Annotated in this window: 19 protein-coding genes and 1 pseudogene; 5 read left to right on the plus strand and 15 right to left on the minus strand. The window is 61.4% G+C overall.

Features of this window, described 5'->3' with window-relative positions:
• Positions 1 to 247: 247 nt before the first annotated feature.
• The 3 genes from KWO_RS12700 to KWO_RS12710 all read right to left on the minus strand — a co-directional run bounded on the left by KWO_RS12700 (position 248) and on the right by KWO_RS12710 (position 2,220).
• Positions 248 to 1,171, minus strand: a complete 924-nt coding sequence (locus KWO_RS12700; RefSeq protein ID WP_010376635.1) for a hypothetical protein — start codon at positions 1,169 to 1,171, stop codon at positions 248 to 250.
• Positions 1,172 to 1,246: 75 nt separating this feature from the next.
• Positions 1,247 to 1,615: a hypothetical protein gene (locus KWO_RS12705; RefSeq protein WP_010376626.1), complete on the minus strand. Its 369-nt coding sequence runs from the start codon at positions 1,613 to 1,615 to the stop codon at positions 1,247 to 1,249.
• A gap of 197 nt (positions 1,616 to 1,812) precedes the next feature.
• Positions 1,813 to 2,220, minus strand: coding sequence for a hypothetical protein (locus KWO_RS12710; RefSeq protein ID WP_010372294.1), 408 nt, complete (start codon positions 2,218 to 2,220; stop codon positions 1,813 to 1,815).
• Positions 2,221 to 2,693: 473 nt separating this feature from the next.
• On the opposite strand from KWO_RS12710, the gene KWO_RS12715 reads away from it, so the two are divergent.
• On the plus strand, positions 2,694 to 2,909 hold the full coding sequence (locus KWO_RS12715) for a SymE family type I addiction module toxin (RefSeq protein WP_082320238.1): 216 nt from the start codon (positions 2,694 to 2,696) through the stop codon (positions 2,907 to 2,909).
• A 92-nt stretch (positions 2,910 to 3,001) separates the two neighbouring features.
• On the opposite strand, the gene KWO_RS12720 is transcribed toward KWO_RS12715, so the two are convergent.
• The gene (locus tag KWO_RS12720) at positions 3,002 to 3,586 is read right to left on the minus strand and encodes a hypothetical protein (RefSeq protein ID WP_010372297.1); all 585 of its coding nucleotides are present in this window, start codon (positions 3,584 to 3,586) and stop codon (positions 3,002 to 3,004) included.
• A 223-nt stretch (positions 3,587 to 3,809) separates the two neighbouring features.
• Here KWO_RS12720 and KWO_RS12725 point away from each other — a divergent pair, with 223 nt between their 5' ends.
• Positions 3,810 to 4,100, plus strand: a complete 291-nt coding sequence (locus tag KWO_RS12725; RefSeq protein ID WP_017112382.1) for a phage integrase N-terminal SAM-like domain-containing protein — start codon at positions 3,810 to 3,812, stop codon at positions 4,098 to 4,100.
• Positions 4,101 to 4,199: 99 nt separating this feature from the next.
• Here KWO_RS12725 and secF read toward each other — a convergent pair whose 3' ends face one another.
• The 6 genes from secF to KWO_RS12760 all read right to left on the minus strand — a co-directional run bounded on the left by secF (position 4,200) and on the right by KWO_RS12760 (position 10,972).
• Positions 4,200 to 5,168, minus strand: a complete 969-nt coding sequence (gene secF, locus KWO_RS12730; RefSeq protein ID WP_010372305.1) for a protein translocase subunit SecF — start codon at positions 5,166 to 5,168, stop codon at positions 4,200 to 4,202.
• A 59-nt stretch (positions 5,169 to 5,227) separates the two neighbouring features.
• Positions 5,228 to 7,072: a protein translocase subunit SecD gene (secD, locus tag KWO_RS12735; protein WP_010372308.1), complete on the minus strand. Its 1,845-nt coding sequence runs from the start codon at positions 7,070 to 7,072 to the stop codon at positions 5,228 to 5,230.
• Between the two features lie 186 nt (positions 7,073 to 7,258).
• Complete coding sequence (gene yajC, locus KWO_RS12740; protein WP_010372311.1) at positions 7,259 to 7,612, minus strand: preprotein translocase subunit YajC; 354 nt, start codon at positions 7,610 to 7,612, stop codon at positions 7,259 to 7,261.
• Between the two features lie 131 nt (positions 7,613 to 7,743).
• Positions 7,744 to 8,889, minus strand: a complete 1,146-nt coding sequence (tgt, locus tag KWO_RS12745) for a tRNA guanosine(34) transglycosylase Tgt (RefSeq protein WP_010372314.1) — start codon at positions 8,887 to 8,889, stop codon at positions 7,744 to 7,746.
• A gap of 74 nt (positions 8,890 to 8,963) precedes the next feature.
• Positions 8,964 to 10,034: a tRNA preQ1(34) S-adenosylmethionine ribosyltransferase-isomerase QueA gene (gene queA / locus KWO_RS12750; RefSeq protein WP_010372318.1), complete on the minus strand. Its 1,071-nt coding sequence runs from the start codon at positions 10,032 to 10,034 to the stop codon at positions 8,964 to 8,966.
• A 506-nt stretch (positions 10,035 to 10,540) separates the two neighbouring features.
• Positions 10,541 to 10,972, minus strand: a complete 432-nt coding sequence (locus KWO_RS12760; RefSeq protein ID WP_010376622.1) for an Lrp/AsnC family transcriptional regulator — start codon at positions 10,970 to 10,972, stop codon at positions 10,541 to 10,543.
• A gap of 122 nt (positions 10,973 to 11,094) precedes the next feature.
• Between KWO_RS12760 and KWO_RS12765 the strand changes: the two genes are divergently transcribed.
• Positions 11,095 to 12,591: an aminotransferase class III-fold pyridoxal phosphate-dependent enzyme gene (locus tag KWO_RS12765; protein WP_010376620.1), complete on the plus strand. Its 1,497-nt coding sequence runs from the start codon at positions 11,095 to 11,097 to the stop codon at positions 12,589 to 12,591.
• Positions 12,592 to 12,947: 356 nt separating this feature from the next.
• Here KWO_RS12765 and KWO_RS12775 read toward each other — a convergent pair.
• The 4 genes and pseudogenes from KWO_RS12775 to KWO_RS12790 form a co-directional block, all read right to left on the minus strand.
• Positions 12,948 to 13,656 (minus strand): annotated as a pseudogene (locus KWO_RS12775) (glycosyltransferase family 32 protein).
• Positions 13,657 to 14,123: 467 nt separating this feature from the next.
• On the minus strand, positions 14,124 to 14,375 hold the full coding sequence (locus tag KWO_RS12780) for a hypothetical protein (protein ID WP_010372333.1): 252 nt from the start codon (positions 14,373 to 14,375) through the stop codon (positions 14,124 to 14,126).
• Complete coding sequence (locus KWO_RS12785) at positions 14,372 to 15,493, minus strand: phytase (protein ID WP_010376612.1); 1,122 nt, start codon at positions 15,491 to 15,493, stop codon at positions 14,372 to 14,374. Before KWO_RS12785 ends, KWO_RS12780 begins: the two co-directional genes overlap by 4 nt.
• A complete protein-coding gene (locus KWO_RS12790; protein WP_017113565.1) occupies positions 15,490 to 18,048 on the minus strand; it encodes a TonB-dependent receptor in 2,559 nt (852 codons plus the stop codon). The genes KWO_RS12785 and KWO_RS12790 overlap by 4 nt, the downstream gene beginning before the upstream one ends.
• A gap of 151 nt (positions 18,049 to 18,199) precedes the next feature.
• Between KWO_RS12790 and upp the strand changes: the two genes are divergently transcribed.
• On the plus strand, positions 18,200 to 18,832 hold the full coding sequence (gene upp / locus KWO_RS12795; protein ID WP_010372342.1) for a uracil phosphoribosyltransferase: 633 nt from the start codon (positions 18,200 to 18,202) through the stop codon (positions 18,830 to 18,832).
• Between the two features lie 41 nt (positions 18,833 to 18,873).
• On the opposite strand, the gene KWO_RS12800 is transcribed toward upp, so the two are convergent.
• Positions 18,874 to 20,619: a glycoside hydrolase family 9 protein gene (locus KWO_RS12800; protein ID WP_010376606.1), complete on the minus strand. Its 1,746-nt coding sequence runs from the start codon at positions 20,617 to 20,619 to the stop codon at positions 18,874 to 18,876.
• Positions 20,620 to 21,229: 610 nt separating this feature from the next.
• Between KWO_RS12800 and KWO_RS12805 the strand changes: the two genes are divergently transcribed.
• The gene (locus KWO_RS12805; RefSeq protein WP_010376604.1) at positions 21,230 to 21,859 is read left to right on the plus strand and encodes a LodA/GoxA family CTQ-dependent oxidase; all 630 of its coding nucleotides are present in this window, start codon (positions 21,230 to 21,232) and stop codon (positions 21,857 to 21,859) included.
• Positions 21,860 to 21,952 lie beyond the last annotated feature (93 nt).

Consider the following 21,952-nt stretch of genomic DNA (forward strand, 5'->3'; position numbering starts at 1 on the left):
TGCAGTGCAACGCATTGCGTCGACTCGGTTGGCTTGGGCATTTGCCGGATGTGGCCGACGAGTTCGATGAGCCGCGCCGGTGCGCAATCGCACGTAATGAGGCGTTATCGGCCCATCTGGTCGCGCACAAGCCAGTCGCTGGACATGCAAGATCACGCGACAGCGGATGCCGAAGCTGTAATGCCTCACCACTGCCTAACGCCGGAATTAAGCCGACCCGAGAAGCGGGTTTGGCTTGAACGAATTATTATACGCCAGCCAGTTCATCGAGCAGCCTCGTGTAAGGCTCCGGGACGAGTGCAAACTCTCCCCAGCCGAGCTGCTCAGCGCAGTATCCGATGCCGTTGCCAGTGATAGCAGACCAGAAGAGTACGTAGCGGCCTACCTTGTCTGCGCCAATACCTTTGCCCTCTTGTGCGGCGTTGTTCTGCTTCAGATAGAAGTCCACGATGCGACCGCTAGCCTGTAGTTTTGTCATCCTGAGGTGGGAAGGCTGTGGATTCGCGCTCATGACAGAGCTAGACAGGATCTTGCCGTAGTAGAGCTTCGGCGTACTGTCCTCACCCGTTATCCAGGTCACCGGGTTGAGCAAGTCGTGCAAGGGCTGCGGGTTGGAATGGCCAGGAAATTGATAGTAGCGATGCAGGTTTTCATCAAGGCGCCGGCACAGCGTCTGTACCGACGAGATACGCGTTGGCAAGCGGAACGTCTGACCGCGATGGCGCGCTATCGGGAAGTTGGCTAGCGGCCCGGCTACATCTTCGACTGGTGTTTGCTGGTAAGTGCCGGAGGACTCTGGCGGTTGAGGCTGTTGCCTCATAAACTGATTAACTAGTACTAGGTCTCCGCGATCTAACGCTTGCGCGGCGGCCTCTTCCGTGGCGAAGCGCATTCCCTCAGGTTTTGTAGAGCGCAGCGGACATTTAATGTGCTGGTAAGAAGGCCAGTGAACGAAGCACGCCTTGCGGCCATTTTTGAACCGCTGGCGAGTTTTCGGGGATTTCGTTACGTTCGTGCAGCATTCCGGACAGAAGAGATGGCCCTCCATCTCATTTGTCACGTCCACTGCGACGACACTCTGGGCCTGAGATCGCAACGTGGCGGGGTCCCCGGCATCTGCTTGCCAGCTCGCATCGTAGTAGGCAAATTTGATTCTTTGGGTATCGGCCATGGTCTTCTGGCGTATAACGCTTGAGTTAAGCGGCGCGCGGCTTTTCGCGCGTCTGCTTGGACGAGTGGTTAGACCTCATCTTAGCGCGACGGGTGACAGCATTGACCTCCATGTAGCAAGGACTGTGCGGACGGCCGACAGCAAAGAGAGCGTGGTGCCGTCATCCAACGTGACGATAACCTCCGCTGCTTCGGCGAACACGCCATAGCCGAACGGTGCTTGAAAGATTCCTGGGGTGGCCGACAATTGCTCGGTCGATGAGAGCTGGCGCGGAAAATTTTTTGACAAAGCCAACTTCGCATGTTTAGACGCATCTGCCACGTCTCGGATTATTGCGAAATCTGGACATCCGGCTTGTAAGCCCGCCCGCACATTGGCGACCTCTTTGTCCATGAGGGTGCGATCGCGGCTTTCGAAGCCGTCGAGCGCGAAATGGTCTGCCATGTGATACAGGACAATTGCAGCTAACCTGCCGCGACGGATGTCGTACGGCGCCTTCTCGAACTCCGCAACTGTAGGCTCGACCGTGTGAGCGAGAAATATTGAGGCGTTCGAGCGCGCGGGAACTTCCGTATGAGCCTAACGCTTGAAATAAGCCGACTGGCGAAGCCAGTTCGGCTTGATTGAGTTGTTAGGCGCCATTACCGCGCAACCACCTGAGCAATGATGGCACCGACCGACAGAGCAAGAGCCACTAGAGAAACGCCAAGAGACCACGCGAACTTTGAATGCTCCTGATCATGCCCCGCAAGTATCGCTGCCAGATATGGGAAATTGACTGCATTCCTCATGTCCCCAACAACCGGAGCAAACAGATGCACGGCGCTGTTCTCTCCTGTCTTTTGGCGATATTTGTGATCTAGGTAAGAATTTAGATAGCCAAAGAGCAAATACTTGCTTGTGCCAAGGCGTGTAGCAACTGCCTCCACATCTATGGGGATAATGAACTGTCCGATAGAACCCTTTTCCGGCTGGAATGGATAGTTCGGCAAATACATGTCGTAGATGCAGCGGAGCACTTGTCTTTCAGTTGGGATCTTGTCTGACATGGTGCCTAACGCCGGAATTAAGCCGACCCGCGAAGCGGCTTCGGCTTGAATGAATTGTTAGGCGGGTCCGACAGTTGACCGGCGCCTCATTGCCGGCTAGCTTACATCACTAGGGAAGTTCTGAACAACTCCTCCATCGGCTTCTGATCGCCCCTGAGGTTGGAGCCATCACGCGTAAGCGATTGATTTTCAGCAACGGTGATTGTTGCAAATCAAGCGAAATCCCAAGTTCGCTCGTAGCGCCACGAGTTGTTCAGAGGTTCCCTAGGTGCTCAACACACCTTACCCGCTAGCAGTGCCCGCGGCTGTCATCGCGGTTTTTTTGCGCCCATAGATTCTCTATGGTCGAGTAGCGTCCAGTGATACAAGACCCGGCTTGCCGGGGAAAGCTGGGGGCCGTCTAGCGGCGGTGTTGAAGTACTCGGCCGCCCTCTCAACAAGGGCGTAAATCAACGAACCGCTAGGAGGCCGTCATGGCTGCTCGTACTCAAATCTCCGCTCGCCGTTTGCTTACAGTTGGTTACAGTTCCTATCCGCGCAAGCGGGACCGCTGGCCGGCGCCGCCGGCTGTCCCATATCTGCGACTGCGGGGGCACTGGCTAAAGCTGGCAGGCTTTGCTGTAGGTCAAAAAGTGACACTCCACATTGCTGATGGATGCATCACGATCATCCCGAGCACGGAAATCTGATCTGCATTGGCGGGTAGAGGAAGTATGCTTTTCCACCCGCCTAACGCCTGAATTAAGCCGCGCCGCGAAGCGGCGTCGGCTTGAATGAATTGTTATGCCCCACGCCGTTGTTCCACCAGTGCTGCTGCTGCACGCTTGAACTTGAAGATTCTTGCACCTTTGTCATTGCGCTCAAGATCTAGCAGGCCGAGGCTGACCAGTGTGGTCAGATCGTCCCCAACGAAGCGAGTCTCCGTGTAGGAAATGCTTCCGTTGCTTGGCGCATCCATGTACGCAAGTTCCATTTCACCAGACAAACACTTCACTTCCAGGATAGATGTTGCGCCAGAGTCATAGAATTGCTCAAGGATTGCGTACGCTTGTCCAGACAGCTCTGACGACGGGTAGGCGACTAAGGCAAGATCGCGATAGCTAGCAATGCCGGCAGCAACAGTCGCCATCATCTTGTCTAGGGTAGCGAGGCGTTCAAGGATGGTCTCGCGTGAATCGTTTAGAAGAGCCTTGATGCTGACAGTTGTGGTGGCATTGGTCTGCAAAAGGCTTCTAATCTCGGCATGGTGATGCTCTGTCAGCCAAGCCATGAAAGAATCAAAGTCTTTACTCTCCTTTCCTTCGCGGTGCGAAACGAAGTTAGAGAGCAGACTGACGATAGTTGCAAATGCAGTGACTGGGTCCATGTGCGGCCTAACTTTTATTGGATCGCCTAAACGCGGTGTTGTACCTAGTATCCGCAATCCGCGGATGCCAGGGAATAGGCTCGTCCCAATGAATATCAAACGCTTACCTGATACTGGGGCCACGCCCAACGTCGATGCTGGTGGTGTTACCCAACGGTTGAGCAGGCGTATGAATTACACCCCGGGAGATGGAAGCGTAACAGTGCGGTCGGGGCCGAAGCTGTTGGATCAGGTGCGCGACCGCCTGCGCGTACGGCACTACAGCCTGCGCACCGAGCAGGCATATCTGAGTTGGATACAGCGCTTCATCCTGGCCAGCGGCAAGCGTTATTTGGTGCAGATGGGCCAAGTGGAGGTCCATGCGTTCCTCATCCGCTTGTCGATCCAGGCACAGGTGTCTGCAGGCAAACAGAACCAGGCGTTGGCGGCTCTGTTGTTTCTCTACCGCAACGTACTACGTATCGATCGGCATCACGTGTCCGACGAAATCCCTAATGTTCAAGATCTTGAGTAGTGGCGTCACAGTGCATAACCGTGCAGTTACGACGCCCAACGCCAGAAACGAAAAAACCGCGCAATGCGCGGTTTTTTCGTCACACCGTTTGCCAACCGATCAAGGACGACGCGCCAGCGCCTCCACGTCCTTGGCCTTGGGCAGCAGATCCTGCTTGGTCACCGCAAACGGCCCGATGCTCAGCATCGGCACGGCCACGATCACCGAGGAGATCACCACGATCACCGCGCCAATCATGTGGGTCTCGGCCAGGCCTTCCATCGACTCGCCGCCGTAGATGTACAGCGCCAATGCCGACAGGAAGAACATCACCGCGGTGATCACCGTGCGCGAGAGCGTCTGGTTGATCGAACGGTTGAGCACTTCCAGCGGCTCCACGCGCAGTGCGCGGAAGTTTTCGCGTACACGGTCGAACACCACGATGATGTCGTTGATCGCAAAGCCCATCACCGACAGCAGGCCGGCCAGCACAGTCAGGTCGAACTCGCGGCCGGTCAGCGACACGAAGGCCACGGTGACCAGCAAATCGAACAACGCGGTCAGGCTGGCGACCACTGCGAACTTCCACTCGAAGCGGAACGCGATGTAGATCAAAAAGCCCACCAGCATGAACACCGTGGCATACACGCCGTTCAAGGCAAGGTCCTTCCCGACCTGCGGGCCGACGAATTCGCCAGGCTGCACGGTGGCCGGATTCTCATCGCTGGTCACCGCCTTGCGCACATCTTCGGCAACGGTGCGAGCGGCGTCGTCGCGATTGTTGTTCTGGCCATGCGGCTGCAGGCGAATCATCACTTCATTGCCGCCGCGGGCATTCTGCACCTGGGCGTTTTCGAAGCCGGCCTTGGACAGCTTTTCGCGCACCTGGTCCACGTCCACGGTCTTCTGGAACGAGGTCTGCACCAGCGTGCCGCCGGTAAATTCCAGCGCGTAGTTGAAACCCTTGCCGACGATGATGCCGACCGAGGCGACTGCCAGCACCAGCATCAAGATCAGCACCGGCTTGCGCCAGCTCATGAAATCGATCTTGGTGTCGTTGGGAATCAGGTGAAGCGGAAAAATTTTCATTGAAAGATCTTCCTAAAAAGTCCGCACATGGATGTGCGGGCTCTTGCGAGGGACTCGCATTAAATAGCGACAGACTTCAGCTTCTTGCGGCTGCCGTAGATCAACACCGCCAGCGCACGCGACACGGTGATCGCGGTGAACATCGAGGCGAAAATACCGATCATCATGGTCAGCGCGAAGCCCTTCAGCGGGCCGGTACCAAACGCGTACAAGGCCACCGCCACGATCAGGCCGGTGAGGTTGGCGTCGAGGATGGTGCCGCCGGCCTTTTCGTAACCAGCCGCAATCGCCGATTTGGCCGGTACGCCAAGGCGCAACTCTTCACGAATACGCTCGTTGATCAGCACATTGGCGTCCACCGACAGACCCACCGACAGCGCAAGGCCAGCAAAGCCCGGCAGCGTCATGGTGGCGCCGAACAGCGACATCACCGCCACCACGATCAGCAGGTTGAACAGCAGCGCCACCGAGGTGATCGCGCCGAACACGCGGTAGTAGATGGTGAAGAACACCAGCGTAAACAGGAACGAGTAGACCACCGCAGTGACGCCGCGTTCCACGTTCTCTGCACCCAGGCTCGGGCCGATGACGTATTCCTCGACGAAGTCCATCGGCGCGGCCAGCGAGCCGGATTTCAGCAGCTTGGCCAGGTTTTCGGCTTCGGTCTTTTCCAAACCGGTGGTCTGGAAATTCTTGCCGAATACACCGGCGATGCGTGTAGCAGGCAAGGCTTCTTCCTTGACCCGCACGCTACGCACTTCCTTGCCGTCGACCATGGTCACGGTGGGAATGCGCTCGATGTACACCACCGACATCAGCTTGCCGACGTTGGCGCTGGTGTAGTCGAACATGCGCTGGCCGGCCACGTTGTTGAGCGTCACCGCAACGGCCGGCATGCCGTTCTGGTCGGTGCTGACCGAGGCGCTGACCATCTGGTCACCGGTCACCAGTGCGCGCTTGTTCAACAGTACCGGAGCATTGCTGTCGCGCAGGCGATAGACCTTGGCCTCCGGCGGGATGTTGCCGCTGCGCACGGCATCTTCGGCGTTACCGTCGACCACAGCGCGGAATTCCAGCGAGGCGGTGGCACCGATCAGGCGCTTGGCTTCGGCGGTGTCCTGCAGACCGGGCAGTTCGACCACGATGCGATCTTCGCCCTGGCGCTGGATGGTCGGCTCGGACACGCCTAGGGCATTGACGCGGTTGCGCAAGGTGGTGAGGTTCTGCTCGATCGCACCGCTGGCGATCTGCTTGAGCTCGGCCTCCGGCACTTTGACTGCGATGTTCTGGCCGCTGACGTCGTAGGTCAGGGTCGGCTGCGCCTTGCCCAGCGCCACGCGCGCAGCATCGGCATCGGCGCCCTCGCCCAGGCTGACCTGGATGCTGTTATCGGCGCGACGCTCCACCGAGCGATAGGCGATGCGGGCATCGCGCAAGGTGGTGCGGATGTCTTCGGCAAAACCGTCCAGACGCTTTTCCAGCGCGGCTTTCTGGTCGACCTGCATGGCGAAGTGCACGCCGCCCACCAGGTCCAGACCCAGCACCATCGGCCGGCCGCCCAGCTTGGCCAGCCAGTCCGGCACGGTGGAAGCCAGGTTCAGCGCCACGGTGTAGTTCTCGCCCAGCTGCTGACGCAACACGTCATTGGCGCGGGTCTGCGCCTGCAGCGAGGGCAAGCGCACCATCAGGCTGTCGCCTTCCTTGGTGACTGCCTTGGGCGTGATGCCGGCAGCCTTGAGGTCGGCGTCGATGCGACTGCGCAACGCGTCGTCGAGCTGAGCACCGCGGCTGGCGGTGATCTGCACGGACGGGTCCTTCTGATAGATGTTGGGCAGCGCATACAGCGCACTGACCGCCAGCACCAGCAGGATCAGGAAGTACTTCCAGCGAGGAAATTCGAGCATTGCGACAGTCCTGCGCGACACCATCCCGGCGACGCGCCTAGCAGTGAGAACGACGTCAGGCGGCCGATACAGCGTCGCCAGCAGTCTTCAGATGGATACGGGCGGTACAGCAGAACCGGCAGTGTCAGCATCCGGCTGCGCGTGTCGACTGCGCCCGCCTGGGCGGCGCAGTCGTTTTAAAGACACTTAGCTAGCCGACTTCAGCGTGCCCTTCGGCAGCACATGGCCCACGGCGCTCTTCTGCACGCGGATGCGCACGTTGTCGGCCACTTCCACGCTGATGAAGTTGTCGCCGATGTCGGTGATCACGCCGGCAACGCCGCCGGAGGTGATGACTTCATCGCCGCGCGCCAGCTTGTCCAGCAGCGACTTGTGCTCCTTCTGACGCTTCATCTGCGGGCGGATCATCAGGAAGTACATGACCGCAATCAGGATGACCGGCAGCGCGAAGGTGGACAGACCACCCAGCGGGCCGGGTGCCGGCGCGGCGCCAGTGGCTTGCGCCTGGGCGACGGGAATCAGGAAATCGAGCAAATTCATTCAATGCATCCTAGTTTGGTGCCAGCGCGCCCATGAGGCCGCTCGCTATTCAGGTACCGCCGGAGCGGAACAGCCGGGAATTATGCCACGCAGGTTCCACGCCGTCCGCGCCAGGGCGCGGATGGCCGGTCTCAGCTGGTTTCCCCAGGCAACGGCGGCGTGGTGGCGCCGCGTGCCGCATAGAAGGACCGCCGGAACTCCACAAAGGTTCCCGAGGCGATCGCCGCACGCATGTCGGCCATCAGTTTTTCGTAGTACCAGAGGTTGTGCAGGGTGCCCAGCATCGGCGCCAGCATCTCGTTGCAGCGATCCAGATGGCGCAGATAGGAGCGCGTATAGCCACTGCTGCAGGCATGGCAGCCGCAGCCCAGCTCGATGGTATCCAGGTCGCGCTCGTACTTGGCGTTGCGGATACGTACGGTGCCGAACGAGGTGAAATAGTGGCCGTTGCGCGCATTGCGGGTGGGCATGACGCAGTCGAACATGTCTACCCCGCGGGCCACACCTTCGACCAGATCCTCCGGGCGGCCGACGCCCATCAGGTAGCGCGGGCGCTCGGCCGGCAGGCGCGGGTGCAGGTGTTCAAGCATGGCATTGCGCTCATGTTCGGGCTCGCCGACCGCCAGCCCGCCGATCGCATAGCCATCGAAGCCGATGCCTTGCAGGCCGTCCAGCGAGCGGCTGCGCAGGTCTGGATGCACCCCACCCTGCACGATGCCGAACAGCGCCGCATCGTTGCCCAGCCCGTCGTGCGCATCCCGCGAGCGCTGCGCCCAGCGCAGGCTCAGTTCCATGGAGCGCCGCGCCACTTCCTCGGTGGCCGGGTATGGCGTGCACTCGTCGAAGATCATCACGATGTCCGAATCGAGCACCTTCTGGATCTGCATGCTTTCCTCGGGGCCCAGGAACACCCGCGCGCCATCGGTCGGAGAAGAAAAGGTCACGCCCTGCTCGGTGATCTTGCGGCGATGCGCCAGCGAAAACACCTGAAAGCCGCCGGAATCGGTGAGGATCGGCCCATCCCAGCGTGCAAACCGGTGCAAGCCGCCGTGATCGCCGATCACATCCAGACCCGGGCGCAGATACAGATGGAAGGTATTGCCCAGGATGATCTCCGCACCCAGCGCACGGATCTGCTCGGGCAGGATGCCCTTGACCGAGCCATAGGTGCCCACCGGCATGAACGCAGGCGTTTCGACCGTGCCGCGCGGAAAGGTCAGGCGCCCACGCCGGGCATGCCCGTCGGTGGCTTGAAGCTGGAACTGGAGTCGGGACATTGAGAGGCCGGGAATGGGGAGTCGGGAATCGGAAGAGCGGTTAGCAGGTGGCTGATCGTTCGGTGGGTACCGCCTTACGATTCCCCATTCCCGACTCCCGATTCCCGGCTCCACAACAACATCGCATCGCCGTACGAAAAGAAGCGATAGCGCTGGGCGATGGCGTGGTCGTAGGCCTCGAAAATGCGCTCGCGGCCGGCGAAGGCGGAGACCATCATCATCAAGGTGCTTTCGGGCAGATGGAAGTTGGTGACCATCGCATCGACGCTGCGGATGCGGTAGCCAGGCAGGATGAAGATCTGGGTTTCGCCGGCGAATGGCTGCAATTCGCCCTCGGGCGCGGCATCAGTCTTGCGCCAGGCGCTTTCCAGCGAGCGCACCACCGTGGTGCCCACCGCGATCACGCGGCCGCCGCGGGCGCGGGTGCGGCGCACCTGTTCCACCAGCGCCGCACCCACGTTGAGCCATTCCTTATGCATCACGTGCTGGTCGAGCTTATCCACGCGCACCGGCTGGAAGGTGCCCGCGCCCACGTGCAAGGTGACGTGGCCGAACTCCACGCCGCGCTCGCGCAACTGCGCCAGCAACGGCTCGTCGAAATGCAGGCCGGCGGTGGGCGCGGCGACCGCGCCGACTTCGCGCGCGAACACGGTCTGATAGCGCTCGCGATCTTCAACGCCCGGCTCACGGCGGATGTAGGGCGGCAGCGGCAGGCGGCCGGCTTCCAGCAGCCAGTGTTCCAGCGGGGTCGGGATCTCGAAACGCAGCAGATAGAACTCGCCATCGCGGCCCAGCACCTCGGCTTGGCCACCGGCATCCAGCGCGATCAGACTGCCGGCCTTGGGCGATTTGCTGGCGCCGATCTGCACCCGCGCCTCGCGTTCACCGAGCAGGCGCTCGATCAGGATTTCCACCCGCCCGCCACTGGCCTTCTGCCCGAACAACCGCGCCGGAATGACCCGGGTGTCGTTGAAGATCAACAGATCGCCCGGCTGCAGCAGCTCGGGCAGATCGCGCACCTGGCGGTCAGCCAGCGCCTGCGGCGACGGCGGCACCACCAGCAGCCGGCTCGCTGCGCGCTCGGCCAGTGGCGCCTGGGCGATCAGTTCTTCGGGTAGCGAATAGTTGAAATCGGACTTCTTCAAAGGTTCGGCGGTGCAGCGATTGGGGGCGCTAGTTTAGCGGGACATGCTGGGGACATCCTTCTCCCATCGAGAGGCGACGCGAGCAGATTCAGCAGTCGGCGATGGCAAACGCGTCGCCACGCGCCAGCAAACGTGAATCGTCGACTGGTAGACGATGGTTCGCCCTATACCCGTTCGCACCCTCCCCGTCCAAGCCCCCTGCCCGCGCTTGCGAGTCGCGTGCTCCAAGGCACGCGCGGCAGTGACGCACAAACCGTGCCTTCTCGCCCTGGGGGAAAGGGGCTTTATTCACCAGAGCTGCGACCTGCTCCCTTCTCCCATTGGGAGAAGGTGGCGCGTAGCGCCGGATGAGGGTACGGGCGACGCCTCATAGGGTTGAAATGACACATGGGCTTCGCCCCCGTACCCTCACCCCCCCTCTCCCGGGGGGAGAAGGGCTTGGTTCGTTCGCGAATAATGGCTCTTACGATCCCCGATCCCCGATCTCCGACTCACGATTCCCGTCCCTACCGCTCGAACTTGGTCGACAGAATGATCGAGGTGGTAGTGCGCTCCACCCCGTCGATGGCACCGATGGCGTCGGTGAGCACGTCCATCTCGTTGACGCCGCCGACCACACCCAGGGCGACTAGGTCGTAGGCGCCGCTGACCGAGTGCAGCAGGCGCACTTCCGGGATATCGCGCAGCGCCTTGACCACGGCGGGCATCTTCTTGGGCAGCACGGTGATCAGGATGTGCGCGCGGATGCGGCCCTGTTCGTAGTCGTCATGCGTGCGGACGGTGTAGCCGCTGATCACGCCGTCGCGTTCTAGCTTTTCGATGCGGCTCTGCACCGTGGTGCGCGAGAGCCCGAGCCGGCGTGCGATTTGGGCGGTGGAAGCGCGCGCGTCCTCGCGCAGCAGTGATAACAGGCGTTCGTCGGAGGGGGTGATCTTCACTTCTGCGAATTTGTTTCGGCGATTCGACGAAAATAGCGCACTTCCTGCCCAGATTCACGCTGCCAAACGCCGATCTTCTGCCGATAATAGAGGGCGAATGCCACCATTGAAGGAGATGCGCCATGTCCGTCCTTGCCCCGCTCGCCCCGCTGCGTGCCCATGCCGGCCTCCGCCTGACCGAAGGCCTGGACGACGCGACCATCGCGCGCCTGGCGCCCAACCACCCCGATCTGCAACACGCCATCGCAGCGGCGGCGGCCGAATATGCGCTGGTGCGTGATGATGTCGCCGACCTGCTGGATCTGGATGAAGACGCCCAGATCAGCGCCGTGCAGGAAGTTTTCATCAACTTCTATGCCGACGACGCAGTGACGCCGTACGTGGCGCTGGCCGCACGCGGGCCGTGGGTGGTCACGCTCAAGGGCGCGCTGCTGTACGACGCCGGCGGCTACGGCATGCTGGGCTTCGGCCATACGCCGGCGGCGGTGCTCGACGCCATGGCGCGCCCGCAGGTGATGGCCAACGTGATGACGCCCAGCCTGGCGCAGCGCCGGCTCGATCGCGCCCTGCGCGCCGAGATCGGCCACAGCCGCGGCGGCTGCCCGTTTGTCCGCTTCATGTGTCTCAACTCCGGCTCCGAAGCGGTGGGCCTGGCCGCGCGTATCGTCGATACCAATGCCAAGCTGCACACCGACCCGGGCGCGCGGCATGCCGGCGCCACCATCAAGCGTCTGGTGGTCAAGGGCAGCTTCCATGGCCGCACCGATCGCCCTGGTCTGTATTCGGATTCCAGCCGCAAGACCTACATCAAGTATTTGGCCAGCTATCGCGACGAGGCCTCCGTCATCGCGATCGCGCCGTATGACGTGGCCGCGTTGCAACGCGCCTTCGATGAGGCCGCGCGCAATCACTGGTTTATCGAAGCGGTATTCCTGGAGCCGGTGATGGGCGAAGGCGACCCGGGGCGTGCGCTGCCAGCCGAGTTCTATGCCGCCGCGCGTGCGCTCACCCGCACCCACGGCAGCCTGCTGCTGGTCGATTCCATCCAGGCCGGGTTGCGCGCGCATGGCGTGCTGTCGGTGGTGGACTACCCGGGCTTCGAGCAGCTCGACCCGCCGGATCTGGAAACCTACTCCAAGGCGCTCAATGCCGCGCAGTATCCGCTGTCGGTGCTGGCAGTGAACGAGCATGCCGCGCAGGTGTATCGCAAGGGCACCTACGGCAACACCATGACCACCAACCCGCGCGCGCTCGATGTGGCCTGCGCCACGCTGGCGCTGTTCACGCCGCAGGTGCGCGAGAACATCCGCATCCGCGGCGCGCAGGCGATTGCCAAACTGGAAGCGCTGCAGGCCGAGCTCGGCGGCTTGATCACCAAGGTGCAAGGCACCGGCCTGCTGTTCTCCTGCGAACTGGCACCGCACTTCAAATGCTATGGCGCTGGTTCGACCGAAGAGTGGCTGCGCCATCGCGGCGTCAACGTGATTCACGGCGGCGAGAATTCGCTGCGCTTCACCCCGCATTTTGCGATGGATGAAGACGAACTCGATCTGATGGTCGGCTTGATCGCGCGTGCGCTCAAAGAAGGCCCTCGTCAGGTGCAGGCCGAGGCGGCCTGATCTAGTCCAGACGGCACACCGGCGCGCATACGCCATCGGTGTGCAGCCTGGGGCAGATGGTGAATCTGCCGCTAGTCAGATGCTGTGTGGCTTGACGTTTTGACCGACGCAAGCGGCGGTGTCGCAAGAGATTGGTTACGTTCAACTGAGCCAAGGCAGCGCCATCAGCCACGACGCTGCCTGCAGTGCATTCCTGACTTCGCGCAACACTTGCAACACGCAATGCGAAGCTAATTGAACATGCAAGCTTGCGCTTGTATAAATCGCCTGCAGCAGGCAGGCGAATGACCTCACTACAGATTCGACCTGGCAGCTCTGCGCCAGGTCGATTGCCGTATCGCCCCGCACGCTGCCATTCAAATCGGCACAGCGTTTAACTTGCGGCGCAGGTAGTTGGTCAGCGCGCGCCGCGGCGACTTGCCGCGCCACGATGCCCAACACAGGTGCGAGCCCACTGCGATCTTGCCGCCCCGGTGGCCGAGCCCGAACCAAGTGCGATCCGGGTGGAAGGCGTCGCGTGGCGGGAACAGGATGTCGGCGAACTGCCCACCGTGCGCATTGTAAAAACGCGTCAGGCCACGTGGGCCGGAAATCATCGGAATCTCGCGGTGATCTTGCAGCCTTTCCGGCGCATGCGCGGTAAAGATGTGCTCGATAAACGCGCGCCAGAACGGATGGCCTGGTTCGGAGCCGAATACAGCATTGCCGATCTTTGAAGTCATCATGGCCCGGCGCGCCTTCTTCGACGGGCAGCACGCAATGTTGCGAGAGCACCTGCGCATCCAGTGGCCGTAGCAGTTTGTAGTCGGTGTCGAAGTAGAAGCCGCCATGTGCGTGCATGTACGCGCAGCGGGCGATGTCGGCTTTCATCACGCCGAAGCGGATCTGCTCGTAGCGCTCGGCGAACTCGGGGAACGCACGCCGCATCAGTTCTGAGTTATCGGCGTCGTCCCAGACGTAACAGGTCCATCCTGGCAATAGACGCTGCAGGCGATCGCAAATCCTGCGCTCTTCCCACAGCAACTGCTTGGTGGGGGCGGTCAGGTGAATAAGGTGGGGGATCATGGCGGGCGACTCGGGGAACTGGGGGAACCAGAGCCGCCGCCGCAGCGCCGCATCGATTTGGCTACCCGGTTGGTGGCTTGGCTGCACCAACCGTAGTCGCGCTATCGACGTGACATAAGTCGCACTACATGATCATCAAACGCACGCTGATAGAAGAAATCTATGCGCATGCGAAGTTTTGAAACAACGTGTAAATGCAGTCGAAATCCTGACTAAACCCCTTGCCGTTTTGTCATATTCAACTCGTCTGTTGCGAGCCTTGAGGATTAATGCCAGTGCAAGACACAGAACCGTGCGCATGCGGCTCGCAAGTGCTTCGCGCACTGCTGGCACACCGGCCAGCAGTACAGCGTTGCCGGGCAGGCCGTTGCCTGCCCTCACTCATTCCCAACACCGATCCGCACGCCCCTTGAGCGTGGCAGTGCGCGGACAATCGCGCGGCGCAATACGTCCTGCTGCGTGTTCGATCAAGCGCTTGCTGCCGTTGCTGTCGCGCTGCAGTTCAAACGCGTCGTACAGCCGCCCAGTAGCAGCCCGGTGGCGGCGTCCTGCGCTGGCGTAGCAACAATACGGTCCGGGAAACCATCGGCAACGTAGTGCGTCGAGCCCAGCGGCACCTGCGTGTTGGGTTCGGCAGCACGGTCGGCCGCAGAGGCGGTCCCACGGACTGTCGCGATCAACCCCAGCAACGCATAGACCGACGCACGCGCAGCCTTCATGGCGCGCAGTCTTCCAAGCGCAACGTGCGCGCGATATCGCGCCAATCGAATGCCGCCACCGCTTGGTCGTCATGCAATGCATAGAACACACCAACCGGGAAGCGTGCATCGCTGCGTTGATCCAGCCACACGCCATCGGTATTGGCGGTAACACGGCCGGCGAAAGCGCCTACATGCGCCAGCGTCTTGCGATCAAACACCTGGAACACGCTGCGGTCCTTGAACTGATCGGTGGCAATCCAGTAGCCGCTGCCATCGTTGCACGCAAACAAGCTGATGCCTTCTGCCTGCGCCTTGAATAACCCCGTGACGACATCGCTGCCGCGATAGCGCCCGTCCATGCCGTAGTCGCGCAACTGCGTACCCACGGCCACATCTTCTTCGGCAATCATCAGCCGCGCATTGGCTTCATCGCCGAAGACTGATTCGGCAATCCGCACTGCGCCCGCCTCTGTGGTATCGCCAAAACTTTGGGTCAGGCGCGCCTGCCAGCCCTGCCCTGCCGCATTGATTTGATAGCGGCGAAAGCGCTGCCCAAGTTCGGCCAATGCCGGCGGCAGATCACTGTTGGTGGGCGACATGTAGTTGTCGCTGACCACCACCTCGTAGCCGCCCTCATGCTTGCGCACCCACAGGCCATAAGGTTCGCGCAACGTATCCTGGCCGAAGGCCGTCAATGGCTTGAGATCCGGCAACGAAAATACCTGCACACGGCGATTATCACGCTCCACCACGAACACCAGGTCATCGACGATCGAGATGCCGTTCGGGCGGTCGAGTTTGCCCAGGGCCTTGCCCTTGCCGCCGACCACCCGCAGCCGCTTGCCGCTGTCGCCATCGAAGACCACTAGCGCATGCGTGCCCTTGGCCGTGGCGATCAGCCAACGGCTGCCATCCGGCGCCATCCAGCTGGCCGGCGAATCCAGATTGTCCGATGGCGTCAGCGTGGTGATGAAGGCTTCCGGCACCACTTGGTGCGCGACCTTGGCCTCGCTCAGCAACGGCTCTTTCAGTAGCGCTTCGTCGGCTTCGCGGCCGGCCGGGGCGCTGGCGCACCCGACCAGTGCCATGGCAGCGACCAGCAGCGTGGTCTGCAGTAAGTGGCGCGGTGCGCTCACAGCGCCACCTTCAGGCCGAGCGCATAGGTGCGGCCGTATTCTTCATTTTGCAGGGTGCGCGAGGGGATGCCCTGATACAGCTCCAACGGTTCGTCCAGCAGGTTCTGCGCTTCCAGATACAGGCTCACGTGACTGTTGAACTGGTAGCTCATGCTGAAATCCATCTGGGTGTGCGGGGCAACGTAGATATCGTAGGCGCGGCTCTGACCGATGGTGTCCAGGTATTGGCTGCGATACACGGCCGCCACGCGTGCGCTGAACTCGTATTTTTCGTAGCCCAGGTGGCCGCTGTAGATGCGCTTGGACGAACGCGGCAGCATGAAGTCGTCGCCGGCGCGGTTGGCCAGGCCCGGAGCGAAATCGCTGTCCAGGGCGGTGGCGCTGGCGCCCACCAGAAAGCCGTTCCAGCCTTCGGGCAGGAAGTCCAGGGTCTGCTGCCAATTGAGTTCGGCGCCACGCACTTTTGCGGTATCGCCATTGATCGAGCGCGTGACCTGCAACCCCGGAAATTCCGCGTCGTTGGTATTGAGCGTCTGCACGATGTAGTCGTCGATCGACTTGTGGAACACGCTCAGCGAGATCAGGCCGGTGCTGCCGATGTATTTTTCGAACGACAGGTCCAGATTCTGCGAGCGGTACGGATTGAGATCCGGGTTGCCGATGCTCACCTCGTTATCGCCGCGGTTGATGCTGACGCGCGGCGACACATCGCCAAACGACGGGCGCGACAAGGTCTTGTTGGCGGCAAAGCGCAACACCCAGTCGTTGCCACTGTCGTAGCGCAGATGCAGCCCGGGCAGTACGTTGGTGTAGCTGCTGGAGGCCTCGCGCGGCGTCACCGTGGCGGTGCGGCCATTCGGCGCCACATCCACCTGGTTGCCGGTGGCGTTGAACTGGGTGTTTTCCACGCGCACGCCGGCAATCATGCGCAGTGCGCCGATGTCCCAGGTGCCCATCGCATAGGTGGCGAAGACATCTTCGCTGGCGTTGTAATCGTCCTGCAGCGAGGTCTGCAGATTGCCGCCCACATCCTGCGGGCGTGCGCTGTACAGATTGCCGGAGGTGTTCCAGTAACGGCGCATGCCGTCTGAGCCGACGCTCTCGCCCAAGGTGCCACCACGATGTTCGGGCGCGGCGGTGGTCCAATCGCTCAGGTCGATAGCCGGACCACGACGCAGCTCGCTTTCGTCCACGTTGACGTCGCGCTCGCGCCAGCGGCCGAGCACGCCCATCTTCAGGCTGGAATGTTCGCCGTCGAAACGCACGTTGATTTGCGCGCTACGCTCGCTGTCGTCCACCTGCTTGGGCGCAATCACGAAGCGATCGAACACAAAATCGTCATTGCTCTGCCAGCCGTTGTCGGAGAAGCCCAACTTCGGAATGCCGCTGCGCTGATCCACCGTCGCCGATAGATCGGCGCCGTCGTAGTTGAAGCGCGCCTCCTTTTCGTCGTTCACGCGCTCGGTGGTCTTGGTATAGCCCACCTTGTAATCGACGGTGGCGCTGCTCAGGCGGTTCTCACCGCCAAAGCTCACCGCCCTGTTGTCTTCCTTCTTGGTGCGGTAGCGCACGCGCTTGGAAATGCTGTCGGCCGGCAGGTCGGCCACGTTGTAGGTGCCGTCGCCATTGGCGCTGACCTCACCGTCGCTCAAGCCGAAGATGGTGCGCTGACGCGTTTCGGCATCATCGAAACGGCTGTACAGCGAGCGCAGGTAATAGCGGTTGTCCGCATCCGGGCGCCAGTCCAGATTGAGGTTGGCACCCATGCGGGTGCGTTCGATGAAATATTTACGACGTTGCACTTCACCGGCGAACAGATCGTCATCCGCGCCGCCTTCAAAGGTGTCGTAGGCCACTTCGGTGTTGTCGGATTCGAACTCGCGGTCCTGGTAGTTCACACCCACCGCCACACCGAAGGTACCGCCGAAGATATCGCTGTAATTGAACGCGCCCTTCGGGCTGGTCTTGCCCGACAGCGACTGATGGCTGCCTTCGATGGAGCCGCGCAACGTGCGTCCATCGCGGTCGAATGCGGAGGTGGACTCCACCTGGATCGCGCCGCCGATGGAATCGCCCGGCATGTCCGGGGTTGGTGACTTCACTACCTTCAGGCGCTCGGTGGAATCGGAAGGAATCACGTCCAGCGGCGTGGAGCGCGTGCCGTCTTCCGGGGTGCCCATGTTCATGCCGTCGATGGTGACGCTGTTGAGCGACGAATCGAGCCCGCGGATGACAACAAAGCGGCCTTCACCCTGGTCGCGGGTGACGCTGATGCCGGGTAGGCGCTGTAAGGATTCTGCAACATTCTTATCCGGGTAACGTCCCATCGCATCGGAGGCGACTGCGTCCTGGATGGCATCGGAGGCGCGCTTGAGATCGACCGCGCGCTCCTGCGCTTCCAGTTGCGGGCGCACTTCCAGCCGCTCCAGGTCGATTGCCGCAGCACCGACGGCGCCGCTAGCGGCCACACCCTCAGCCGCATTCGCCAGCGGGCTCCACGTGGCTGCGGCCAACGTCAGCGTGATCGCCAGGCAGAGCGGAGTCTTGTTCAACACGGGTGCTTCCCCAATCGGTTAAGAATGGGTGGGCACACTATGTCTACGACGTTTCACTGACATGACATATGCATGGACGATCACACCCGAAGTGTGGCGACACACCGCGCGGCTGCGGCACACTGTGCCCTTCTCTCGCCTGTCGCTGCCCATGAAAATCGTCGAAGTCCGCCACCCCCTCGTCCAGCACAAGATCGGCCTGCTGCGCGATGCCGCCTTGAGCACCAAGGGCTTCCGCGAGCTGGTCACCGAACTGGGCACGCTGCTGGCCTACGAGGCCACCGCCAACCTGGACACCGAATCGCACACCCAGCCGGGCTGGGCCGGCCCGGTGACGGTGCAACGCATTGCCGGTGCAAAGATTACCCTGGTGCCAATTTTGCGTGCCGGCCTGGGCATGTTGCCCGGCGTGCTGGCATTGATTCCCACCGCGCGCGTGAGCGTGGTCGGCCTGCAGCGCGACGAAGAGACCTTGCAGCCGGTGCCCTACTTCGAACGCCTCACCGGCCGTTTGGAAGAACGCGACGCCCTGATCCTGGACCCGATGCTGGCCACCGGCGGCACCCTGATTGCCACCATCGACATGCTCAAGCGCGCCGGCGCGCGGCGCATCAAGGGCATCTTTCTGGTCGCTGCACCGGAAGGCCTGACGGCATTGGAAGCGGCGCATCCAGACGTGGAGGTCTACACCGCCGCCATCGACGACTACCTCAACGACAAGGGCTACATCCTGCCCGGCCTGGGCGATGCAGGAGACCGGATTTTCGGTACGCGGGTGGAGTGAGTTGGTAAGGATAGAGAGGAGAAAGTCGCGCTGACCGGAGCTCAGTGCGTCGACGCCTCGATCGCCGCGCTCACATACACCAGCGGTGCATTCCAATTGATCGCCACTTCGTTGGTGGAGTAGCTGCAGAAGTTGTCCAAATACGACAGCGCCGGCAGGTTCGAGGGGTACGGCACCTTGCACTCCTTGGCATCCTGATGCCCCGGCTGCGGGCCACCGACCAGCCAACCCGGCACCGGCGCTTCGATGCCGTCGGCTTGGGAGGGGCGGTGGTGGATATGCATCGGCGTGCGCTTCCCCATCCCGGTAACGAAGGACAGACCCAGCGGATTGCGGCCCAGGATGTAGTCCAGCTGAGATTGCGCGGCATCCAGAAACTGCCGTTTTTGCGTCAGCCGGTAGCCCTGTAGCAGCATCATCGCGCGGTTGAGCACTCCGCCATTGCTGCCCCACACGAAATTGCTGTCTGCCATGGACAAACGCCACGACGACGATTGCCAGCTGTCGGCCAACTGCTGCGCCAAGCCGGTGATCTCCCGCTCGATCCGCGCGCGATCGGCATGCGGCGTGAGTCGGTCGCGGTGCTCGGCCAACGACATCCAGGCAAGGCCACCGACATTGCCCCACGACGGCACCGTGGCCGGCACGTTGCGCGCAATCATCGCGTCGTAAAACCCGTCCTCGCGCGTGGCGATGTATAACTCGGCCGCTGCCCAAGCGAATTCGTCGTCCAGATGCGCATCGTCGTAACCGCCGGTGAGCACGTCGCTGGGCTGGTGATAAATCACATCCGGATGCTGCTTCGCCCATGCCCACGCAGCCCGCGAGGCTTTCAACATGCGTGCCGACATGCCCGGATACTGCTCTTCAAACGGCGCATACACGCGGCTGGCCACGGCCATCACTGCTGCGAAGTCCAGGGTCGCGGCAGTCGTCTTCATCACCACGTAGCGTTGCTGCTTGGCATGATCCGGCATCACCAAACCATCGAACCGCTTGTTGGTGAGTTTGTGGTACACGCCGCCATCGGCGGGGTCCTGCATGGCAAGCATCCAGTCCAGATTCCACCAGGCCTCCTGCAGGATGCCGGGCACGCCGGGCGCATCGTCGGGGATGGTCAGCGGTTTCGACTTAAAAAAGGCCGAATACTGCGCGTAAGCCGCCAGCAAGGTGTAGGTGCTGATGCCGGAATTGACGATGTACTTGTTGTAGTCGCCTGCGTCGTACCAGCCCTTGGGCGCGCTGATCACGCTATCGGTCGGGCGCGTCGCCGACGCGGCGGACGGATGGATGCGTATCTGCGTATCCGGATGCCCGGCCGCACGCGCGTAGCGCCCGGCGTACCGCGCCGGCAGCGCAGTGCTGGCACGGTTGAAGTAGAACGCTTTCAACGCTGCATCGACCAACGGCTGATACGCATGCGCGTTGATTGCAAACGTATCCGATGCCGGCAATCCATCGACCTTTAACCGATAGGTACCGGCAATACGCAGGCCGGAAAAATCGGCCACCTGTGCCTGCTGATCGGCCGGCGACCACACCGCGGCCGGCTGCAGGGTTCCTTGCAATACGCTGTGGCCCTGCGCATCTTCGACCGTGAAGCGATTCGAACGAATTGCGGCACCTTGTGGCAGCCCGACCACGGCCAGTTTTTCCGAACCCGGTAGATAGCCGAGTTGGTTGACGTGGATCTGGGCCGCTGCGCCGTCAGCAGCAGCCTGTGCAAAGCACGCGGTGGATGAGAGCACGAAAATCGCCGAGGTCAACAGGGTATGCAGTGTCTTCATGCCGCAATGGTGGTCGCATCGGTGCGTGGAAACAAGCACGTGCAGGAAGATGTGCACGCATGGAAGCAGCGACCTCGTATGACCAGTGCCACGCCGACCGGCACCGGGCTGGCGCAGGCCGCAACGGTGGTTGTCTACATGGCGCCGTCCGGACGTGCCATGCCTGTTCTCGAATGGAAAGATTATCAAACATGGGCAAACCCGCGAGCGCTCCGGACATCCAAATCCACAACCACCCGATCGCATTTAGATAAGAACTAGCATGCGGTTAAAACCAATACCCGACAAATCTCCTCAAAATTTTACGAATCACTTCTTTGCCATCTTGCATCTGCACTAGCTCACACAAATGCACGATACAAAGATGTCATTCCACGCTAAAAAACCTATAAATACAGGGATTCCGCACGCAACGAAGCCAATTCCAATCACATAGAATTCTCACCGACAGCGTGACTTCATTCGATCAATCAACAAAGCAAAAAAATTTTTATTGCATTATATTCGAACGCATGCTGATGTAAGCACGCTATCGCTGTTCGCAAAAGACCACTTTCCGGTTCCGAACAGTTCGCACCCTCAACTGGCAGCGAGACATGGAGCGTGCCTAATGGAAAACTTTCGTATCCATGCCGCCATCGGCATCGCGCGGGTGGGCAATAGTAACGAGCATGTCATCGCGCCAGAGAGCATGACCGGCGCTCCGCTTTCCGGCGCATCGGATGTGACCGGAGGCCTGCCGATCCGGGCCGGGACCGAGTCGGAACCGGTGCGCAGTTCCGATCTGCGCGATATCCACGGCGCACTCAAACGACATGCCGCCCGTTTCCGCATCTTTGCGTATCCGGACCTGGCCGAAAAACGCTGGCCGCGGGGCGGCGGCCAGGAAATCGTCATCGGCTCGACGGTCGGCGACAACACCGTCATCGATATCGTGTGGACCGTGCACGTGGCCAAAAAAAAAACCACTACCTTCATCCTCCCCGAAGCCGGGCGCCAGCGCATCGCAAGCTATAGCGACGGTCACCTGCCGCCGATCCGCAACCCCAGCCTCGACAAACCGCATGCGCCGTTGACCACCGATCGCGATCTGTCCGATGACTACGCCACTGCGGTGCAGGCGCGTTTTTCCGAATATCTGATCAACCGCAATCATTTCGACGACCTCGAACGCCGTTGGCCGGACTCTGCGTTCTGGGCACGCCGCCAAGCCCGGCTCGACCTGGCAGGCGTGGCCTGACGCCACCGACCCGCCGCAGCTGTGAGAGACCTACGACAACCAACTTGCATTGCCATATCGCCCACCGGGTCGGCCAGTGGCTGCCCAGCGATC

Origin of the sequence: Xanthomonas vasicola pv. musacearum NCPPB 4379, assembly GCF_000277895.2 — a bacterium.
Taxonomy (GTDB): Bacteria; Pseudomonadota; Gammaproteobacteria; order Xanthomonadales; family Xanthomonadaceae; genus Xanthomonas; species Xanthomonas vasicola.

Excerpts from the sequence above, each read along its gene's own strand:
- KWO_RS12710 (WP_010372294.1), bottom strand. The coding sequence starts at position 2,220 with ATGTCAGACAAGATCCCAACTGAAAGACAAGTGCTCCGCTGCATCTAC.
- KWO_RS12705 (WP_010376626.1), bottom strand. The coding sequence starts at position 1,615 with ATGGCAGACCATTTCGCGCTCGACGGCTTCGAAAGCCGCGATCGCACC.
- KWO_RS12780 (WP_010372333.1), bottom strand. The coding sequence starts at position 14,375 with ATGAAGGCTGCGCGTGCGTCGGTCTATGCGTTGCTGGGGTTGATCGCG.
- KWO_RS12720 (WP_010372297.1), bottom strand. The coding sequence starts at position 3,586 with ATGGACCCAGTCACTGCATTTGCAACTATCGTCAGTCTGCTCTCTAAC.
- KWO_RS12765 (WP_010376620.1), top strand. The coding sequence starts at position 11,095 with ATGTCCGTCCTTGCCCCGCTCGCCCCGCTGCGTGCCCATGCCGGCCTC.
- KWO_RS12800 (WP_010376606.1), bottom strand. The coding sequence starts at position 20,619 with ATGAAGACACTGCATACCCTGTTGACCTCGGCGATTTTCGTGCTCTCA.
- upp (WP_010372342.1), top strand. The coding sequence starts at position 18,200 with ATGAAAATCGTCGAAGTCCGCCACCCCCTCGTCCAGCACAAGATCGGC.
- secD (WP_010372308.1), bottom strand. The coding sequence starts at position 7,072 with ATGCTCGAATTTCCTCGCTGGAAGTACTTCCTGATCCTGCTGGTGCTG.
- KWO_RS12805 (WP_010376604.1), top strand. The coding sequence starts at position 21,230 with ATGGAAAACTTTCGTATCCATGCCGCCATCGGCATCGCGCGGGTGGGC.
- KWO_RS12700 (WP_010376635.1), bottom strand. The coding sequence starts at position 1,171 with ATGGCCGATACCCAAAGAATCAAATTTGCCTACTACGATGCGAGCTGG.
- KWO_RS12715 (WP_082320238.1), top strand. The coding sequence starts at position 2,694 with ATGGCTGCTCGTACTCAAATCTCCGCTCGCCGTTTGCTTACAGTTGGT.
- yajC (WP_010372311.1), bottom strand. The coding sequence starts at position 7,612 with ATGAATTTGCTCGATTTCCTGATTCCCGTCGCCCAGGCGCAAGCCACT.
- tgt (WP_010372314.1), bottom strand. The coding sequence starts at position 8,889 with ATGTCCCGACTCCAGTTCCAGCTTCAAGCCACCGACGGGCATGCCCGG.
- secF (WP_010372305.1), bottom strand. The coding sequence starts at position 5,168 with ATGAAAATTTTTCCGCTTCACCTGATTCCCAACGACACCAAGATCGAT.